This window comes from Flavobacterium cerinum (genome assembly GCF_004028155.1).
Classification (GTDB): Bacteria; Bacteroidota; Bacteroidia; order Flavobacteriales; family Flavobacteriaceae; genus Flavobacterium; species Flavobacterium cerinum.
The window spans coordinates 94,428-103,274 of record NZ_SBII01000015.1 but is presented as its reverse complement, the minus strand read 5'-3'; the positions used below and the strand labels follow the sequence as shown (position 1 = coordinate 103,274).

The window sequence follows — 8,847 nt, the reverse complement described above, 5'->3', positions numbered from 1 at the left end:
TGAACGATCAATTGGATCGGAACAACCGTACGGCAGTTCGTAGTGGTTCCACTCTGGATGACACTAGCCCATACCGTTTGTGTATAAGCAACAGTATTCTGGAAATTCGTTACATCTGTCGTTATTGGAGTAGTACCAAAATCAGCGCCAATCTCGGTAAGGTGATACGTTATCGTTAAACCAGTCTGCCCGTTTAAGATCTCATTACCTGCTGTAGTCAGATTGAAAAATGAAAATCCGTCAAAATTATTAGCACAAGCCTCTAAAGGTGTAGCAGGGGAAACAACAGGGGCTGGTCTGGTAATAATATCCAGAGTCGTAAAGTTTATACAGTTTGAAGTCGCTGAAGATTTCACTCTAACATATACTGTTTGATTACCTGAAATACTCTGATAAGGTGAACTTATAGCACCAATTCCAAGAGCAGCGTCACCTGAAGTTAAATGGTATGTTACAATGTAAGCTGTATTACCTCCGGAAATTACCGCATTATTAGTATCAAGATCAAAAATACCTAATCCTGATGCACATATATGCATTGGCTGTGGTGCAGTTACTTGTGGAAGAGAATTTACAACAATTGTTCCAGGTGTATTTATAATTTCACTACAAAATGGAGCAGCTGTATCTGTTACACTTATTATATTAAAATTGGTATTGGAAATAAGTGCCGGAATTGTAATCGTATTTGTACCAGCAGCATCTAAAGTTATATTTTGAGTACCAGGAGTACCATTAATCGTATAAGTAACAACAGCATTAGCAGGACCTGTTAATGTAATAATCCCATCTTGACCTACACAAATTGGAGTATTTGAAGAAAATTGCAAAGGGGTCATTATATTAACTGTTACAGTTACAGAATCAGTTAATGCCTGACTGCATACAACAACACCCCCAGAATTTATAATACTGGCATTTGACAATGTATATGTTGTATTAGCTAAAACAGGTTGTGAAATTGTAAATGTTCCGGCAGCATTTAAAACAGCCGTTTCATTTGCTGCTCCATCGACAGAATAATTAAACGTTGCATTTGGAGTTCCTGTAAAAGTAAATATTACATTATCGCCAGGGCATACATTTGAAGAGGAAGCTGATACATCAACATTTGGAACAGGATATACAACTAGATTAAAATCGGTTACTGTAAAACAACCAGTTATATTATCTGTTACTTTAGCAAATATCTGTTGTGGATTGGATATGTTAGATATAATATTACCCAGTTGAGATACTCCATCAATAGCATTTGCCTGGGTATTATAAAAGTTGATAGTCTTATTAACCAAATCAGGATTGATTTGACTTTTTAGAGCACCTAAATCAAAAATACCAACATTAGGATTATTACTGCATGTCCTTACTTCTCCTAAATTATTTGCAGTAGGTGGCTGAGGAAAAGCACCAGTACCCAAAGTAGCACTACCTGTCCAGTTTAACTGAAATCCTCCGTCGCCTCCTGGCCTATCTATAGCAATATAATAGGATTGACCCGGTAAAACATTTAACCAAAAAACATAGCCATTACCATTTGCACCAGGACCAACTGAAGTACTTAGTATAGTACCTTTCATACCTGTATGATTATTTGTAGGTGTAGGAACTACCAAACTTGGAGCGGTTGTAGCACATCGTATTGGGCTGCCTAAAGATCCACATGTTGCATTTGCAGGGAAAACCCAGAAATCATAATCTGCTGTTAAAGCCGGATCGTTAGGAATCAAATCAAACCCTAGTGTTCCTGCTTGAGCAATGTTAATCTTTAACCAAATGGAATTGTGCTCAGATCCTCCACACGCGTTAACTTCCTGGACATTTCCAATACCGGAGGCATTTGAGGAAAAACTCCCGTTTCCACATATAGTGATCGCATTAGCGCAATCATTTGGCTGTGTTTGAGCTATTGCATTAAAACAAAGCAACAAAAACAAACTTAAAACAATAATCCTTTTCATGTAGCAAGTATTTATTAAACGACAAAATAGGTAATCTTATCAACCACCTATTTATATTTTGCAATTTTTAAAATTTAATGGCAGGACTGTCAACCGGAAAAGCTGACAGACCAACCACCAATTAATCATTAATTTTGTCTATTTATATAAACCCATCCGGTAGCATTACTGCCATCGGCATTTGTTATACTATAAAAATATGTACCATCCGGCAATTCATTATTGCCTTCATCCTGACCATGCCATTGATTCGTATAGTTCTTACCATAGCTATACACTTTTTTACCGTAACGGTTAAAAATAGTTAAGCTTGTAATACCAGAACCTGAAAGATCAAAATTATCATTCAGTCCATCTCCATTTGGTGATATACCACGTGGAACTTCGCACATTATACTATTAACAGTATATTCTACGTCATTAGAGCAAGAACCTGAACTTATCGTTACTGTAAACAGTAATGGAAGCTCATTATTACCGTTATTAGCATAATATTCTGCTACATTAAACTCAGGACTATTAGATCCAACAGCTACACCATTCTCATTTTTCCATACATAGTTCATTTCATGAATATCAAAAGTGTTATCTTTTGAAGAAACCAGTAACCATGTTTGCTGTCCTTTACATTCCTGTGATATAATTGCGTCTAATCCATCAACAATCAATACCGTAAATTTATGTGAACCACCTTCATTACATGTTGCAGCATCAGGCTGAACTGTATAGGTTATTTCATATGAACCAGCTGTACTGTTTGCTAAGTTAATCTCACCTGTTACAGTATTAATGGCTAAACCCTGAACGGCGGCAAATGTACCAACATTATCGAAATTACCAACTAAAGTTGGAAAAGGATTTTCTTCTCCAACACAATAAGATTTTTTGTAGCTAAATTCTGTAATAGCAATTCTGCTTTCATTTACCACAACTTCAATTTTTGTCCTTATTCCTTCACAACCTAAAGCATTAACATAGGCAACATAGTAAGATACTGTACCTGTTATAGTTGTATCTGGAGTTGGAGCAGTATTTAAAGCTGTACCTCCTACTGGTTCTGTATACCATACTAAAGAAAGTCCATCAAAAACAGAAGCTGTTAAAGGAACCGCCACCGCATTTTTACAATAAGTAACAGGACTTGTAACTTCAGGTATCTCGTCTACAGCTTCTTTAGTAACCACAATACTATATTCACAGTAACGCGTTTTCCAGTAGAAAGTGTAGTCACCCGATTTGGTAAAATTAGTAACTGTTGTAGTTGTACTATTTGGATCTGTAATTACTACTGCAGCAGGATTATTTTCTGCAGCAATCCAAGTCCCTACTCCTTCAGCTTTTAATTCTGTGCTATTTACATTACAATTTAATGTGTGTGGCTCAGTAATAATTTTAGTTACAGCTACAACACTAACTGCATCCAGCATATTACCTATTGCACTATCTTTTGCTCTAAAAATAAATCTTGTAACATTTTGTCCGGCAGGAACATTATAGGTTCCTTCATAGAAATTCCATGTCATAAAACCTACATACTCTTCTAATAATACAAAAGGACCTGTTGGTGGGCCTGCATACAATTGTACTGCAATACCCTGCCCTCTTGACAAGTGAGCAAAACTATATTGGTATTTTGTAATCTCAGAACTATCAAGATCCTGGAACATACCTTTGATATTAATCAGGTCATTAGGATCAGGTAATGGTAGATCAGAATCTGGATTCATCAACTGAATCATTTGTCCGCCTTCATAAGGTGTAAAACCATCAAGGCCTAAACCACTTGAAATGTATAATGTTTCATATAACGAAGGTGCATCAGCAGGTAATAGATTGTTTCTCCATCCCGGCACGATGTTTTGTGAATAAAAATTACCAAGGCCTCCCATACCTGCTTGAGGTCTTTCAAATCCGCCGTTAACAATATCCAATTTACAAAGGTCAAGAGGTGTTTTTACGCAAATATCAAATGTGCACAGATTAGGTGCTAAATCATTCAACGTTAGCCTCACTTTGTATGTTGCACCTACTTCAAGTTCTGAACTGTAGGCTGCAAGAATTACGTTGTTAGATGTACATACAATCTGCTGTAAAGCTGTACCCACAACTTTGTACAGTGTTAATATAATTTTAGGCTCTTTAACATCAGCACTATTTCCGCCTTGGTATATATTTTTAGCTGAGAAATTACTTAATTCAACTAAATGTACTTTTGAAGCTGCAACAAATTCAAACCAAACATCGCCGGCATTTACACCATTACATGTCATTGGTTCTGCTGAAACGGTGGCTCCCATAAAACTTACCATAGTAATCGATTGCTCGCAAACTTCGCCTGAGCTAACAGGTACATTAATAGCTTTTAAAGCATCATCATTACGTACAAATCTATGTGGTCCTGACCAAAAACTGGTATCGCCAGCTCCACAAATTGCTCTTACAAAAAACTCATAAGTTCCAGCTTGTAAGTTTATAAAATCAGATGCCTGAGGCGAATATGAGTTAGTTGTTACTATTATACCTGATTGCGGCAAAGTATTATTAGCCACAGGCTGAATAGCGACTTCCCACTGGGTTTCTGTACCTCCTGCTGTCCATGAAAAAACAGAAGTCCCACTAACCGCTAAGTTAGTTGGCTGAGGGCAAGCAATAACACCACATGTTGAAACAGCTTTATAAATAGTACTTCTTGGTGTTATAACTCCCAGATCTCCTGTCCAAAGAACAACTCCCTGATCGTCTTTAACTTCAACTAAAGAACCAGGATATTGACCCGGAGCCGTTCCTACTGCATCCCAAAATAATGAGAACTCAACACCCGTGCATAACATAATTGTAAAGTTAGCCGGATCCGGAACTTCATTCCATGCTCCAGTTGGGAATTGAAGAGTTTGAAGCTTAACGCCATTCTGTATTACATCAATTCCTCCTCCCACACTCATTCCTTGTGTTGTACTTAAAGTAATGGTATACTGGCACAGGTTTTCAAAACTACACATTGTAATAAATTCAAGCGGACCAATCCATTCGCTTTTATTAGTTCCGTCACATACTGCTCTTACATAATATTCATATTTTGAAGCAGCAGTTAAGCCTTCTATCGTATATGGATTAGTCGATGCTAAATGAAGATACTGTACGTCTCCATTTCCTACAGGAGCATTAAGTTCGGCAGGCTGAACATAAACATCCCATTGATTTTCAGTCCCGTTAGCATCCCATGATAGTAAAGCTGTTGTATCAGTAATATTTTGTACAACCAGATTAGATGGCGTAGGGCAAGCAGGTATATCTTCGATAATTACTTTATCTATTAACAGCATCTGACCTCTATACCCTTCCCAATGAGGAGCTTTTTTTGGTATATGCCATGCAATATTTATATTACCAGTAATTCCTGCCGGAATATTTATTACTTTTTCCTTCCATTCAGTATTATTAAGCGGCGATTCATCGTAAAAATCTGCAGTGTATAATAATGTTGTAAACTCAGTAATATCAATACCGTTTGTTGATAATCTTACATCAAGATCTTCATGGAAGTCTGATTGGTTTACTCTATAATAATAACGAAGACGTTGACCCGCAGTAACTGTTATTGTTGGAGAGATTAACCAATCGTTATTATTACCGTTAGATCCTGTAAACATACCTGCAGCCTGATTACCCTCATAAGTATCTATTGTCATATTAAGGTTCCATGCAAATGTGTCAGAGTTACCATTAAGAACTCTCCAGCAAGCTTCAGAAACTGAATCAATATTAAATGTCTCAATGAATGGTGCCGTAAATGCACTACATAGTGTAGTAAATACAAATGGACCAACCCAAGTGCTTTGCTCTGCTGTATTACAATATGCTCTTACATAATATTCGTACTGTGTATTTGGTAATAATAATTCTGCCGAATATGCTGTATTATTACTTGTTAATGTTCCGGCTGTTGTAGGAATGCCTGTTCCGGCTGGCTGTACTTTTACCTCCCACTGGGTTTCAAGACTTGCTTTAGACCATGCAAGCTTTGCCGTGTTTTGAGTAATATTAGAAGCTGTTAATTCTGAAGGAGGAGGACAAACCGGAGCATCTATAATTCTCACGTCATCTATTTGGAGTGCCGATGTTCCTTCTTCCGTATCGAATGCAGGAGGTACTCTAAATGCAATATATACCGGGCCATTAGCATTAATATAAACCGTCTTTTCTAAATATTCGACGTTAGTAAAATTAATTAGAGGCATTACTACACTAAAACTCTCAGGATTAGTATCTGTAGTTGACATTAATACCTCCATCCCAAATCTTGGATTAGCAAAGAAAGGAGAATAGACTGCTTTGTATTTGAATTTTAAAGCTTTTGTTCCGTTAACAATAATAGCTGGAGATACTATCCAGTCATCAAAACTTGGAGTTCCCCAAAAACCACCTTGTATAGAAGGCTCAGTTGCATTCATATGCCATGCTGCACCATCTTCGTTTGCATCATTAAAAGACCAGCAAGATTTATGTGTATTTACATCATCATCATTGAAGCTTTCATAAAAAGGAACAGTGAAAACACTACATAGCGTAGTGAAAAGGTATGGCCCTACCCAGCTGCTTTGCTGAGTTGATGAACAATATGCTCTTACATAATATTCGTATTGAGTAGCATGAGTAAGGTTTTCTGCTAAATAAGTGTTGCTGCTTATAAGAGTTCCTGTTCCGGTAGGAATACCTGCATCTTTAGGCTGAACAACTATTTGCCATTGGCCTTCAATATCTCCTGCTTCCCACGACAATTGTGCTGTTGCTGTCGTAATTGTACCGCTTGTAAGTGCAACCGGATCCGGACATACCGGTTTATCTTCTACAACAATATCGTCAAGGATTATACTGTTAGATGTTTCATCTGCTCCAGGATCTACATAAAATGCAATATTTACATTGCCTGTAATCGAAGTTGGGATATTAACTATTTTCTCTAAAACTTCATAATTAGTATCTACTGACTGGGTAGGCAATATTACCGTTGTAAAATTACCAGTACCTATACCTGTTGTAGAAATTACAACAGAATAACGGCTTACCCCACTTGAGGTTTGATATTTAAATTTAAGTCTTTTAGGTGTAGTTCCTAAATTTATCATCGGGGAAACCATCATGTCATTATTATTTGTAATGGCATTACCTGTTGACAGCATAATATTTTCCCATGAAAATCTCCATTTATTACCATCTCCATTAACATCCAGCGGAGCCCAGCAAGGAGTTGGATTTGATGCAGAGGCATTGTCGAATGATTCGGTATATGGTGTATTAAATACAGTACATTGTGTAGTAAAGTTATAAGGAGCACTCCATGCTCCCGGAACTCCTCCACAAACAGATCTAACATACAAGTCATAAGAAGTACCTGCAGCTAATCCTGTATTAATAAGATTATCAATATTTGTTGCTGTACTTGTACCCGCTCCTGTTGGAAGACCGGATCCAGCAGGTTGAATAGTATATTCCCATGCGCTGGCAAAGTTTCCAACATTATTCCATGAAACTACTACACTATTTTGTAATAAGTTTTTATGTGTAATTACAGCAGGTGGTGCACATGGTGCTGTCTCTACTTTTAGAGTAAAATCTATAGTTGCTCCTGCTGGTAGTACTGATGATACTACAATAATGTAAGTATGTCCTGCTTCAACAAATAAATTAGGAATTACTTTAGCTTCTCCTGCATTTGAAGTATGTAAACCTCCAAGACATGCTACTCCAACATTTGAACACCCATCATAAACAAAAACTCCGGTTATATAATTCCAACCTGTTGGTCCTGCAATTTGAGTAATTGTCATTAAGCCATTTTGTGTCGCCGTATATGAAAAGAAAGCTTTGTCTCCTTCAAGATAGTTACCCGTAACGGAAGCCGGAAGACAGTTTGTCCCCTGGTTTGTATATACTACTTCAGGATTTGAAAATTGATCCAGATTAGAAGAAAAAACATAGGGTGCCCCGGTATTAGGGATTACAATGGGAAAAGAACATGCAGTACCTACATTTGGTATAGAAAAACTAAACGGTCCTGCCCAACCTGAAGAATCTGAAGATGAACATAAAGTTTTTATATAAACATCGTATTCCTCTCCAGCATCTAATCCAGAAGCCTGGTATGAATTTCCTGTAGCAATTCCGGTTGCCCCAACAGGATTACCATGTGGTAGTACCTGAATTTCGAATTGTGAAGCCGTAGGATGTGACCAGCTTAAATTTGCCGATCCTGGCGTAAATCCGGAAGCCTGAAAACTTTCTGCCGTTACCGGATCACAAATTGCCGATTCCAGTAAGCTAACATTATCAATAAACCATGTGTCTGCGTTTGGTGTTGTACCAACCTGATTGTTTACCAATACAAAAGCGATATAAACCTGTATATTAGGCGCAATATTAGATGGGATAGTAACAACTTTTTCTACATATCCCAAAGGAGTTGCAGGATTAAGTTCAGTTTCTGTCCATGATGTTAAAAGAGTAGTATAACCATTCGGATCTGTCTGCGTAGCGGTAGATAATCTAACTTCATAGATATTACCATAATCAACAGTACTTGATTGCTTTGTGAAAAAACGCAGTTTCCCATTTTGAGGAACAGTAATTAATTTTGTAAACAAATAATATCTGGCAGTATTGCCTGCTCCAATATTATCTGTTGAGGGATCTATAAAGGCTGCATTACCGCCCAGATAGCCATCGTTAGAAATTGTCCATTCTGCTGTACCCCCTGTGGCTTTATTCCATGATGATGGAATGCCGCCTTCAAACGTTTCCAGTGCTAACTGTGCAAATCCATTCAATGAAAATAAAATAAAAAACACCATCAGGACTGCCCTCCCAATACGATTTTTTAGATTCAAAAAAT

The 8,847-nt window shown here is 37.3% G+C and carries 1 protein-coding gene and 1 pseudogene; both read right to left on the bottom strand.

Annotation, left to right across the window (positions count from 1 at the left end; all coding sequences use genetic code 11):
* Positions 1-1,958, bottom strand: a pseudogene (locus EPI11_RS17450) (hypothetical protein); the annotation flags it as partial.
* A 128-nt stretch (positions 1,959-2,086) separates the two neighbouring features.
* On the bottom strand, positions 2,087-8,782 hold the full coding sequence (locus EPI11_RS17445) for a choice-of-anchor J domain-containing protein (protein WP_164879201.1): 6,696 nt from the start codon (positions 8,780-8,782) through the stop codon (positions 2,087-2,089).
* Positions 8,783-8,847: the final 65 nt, after the last annotated feature.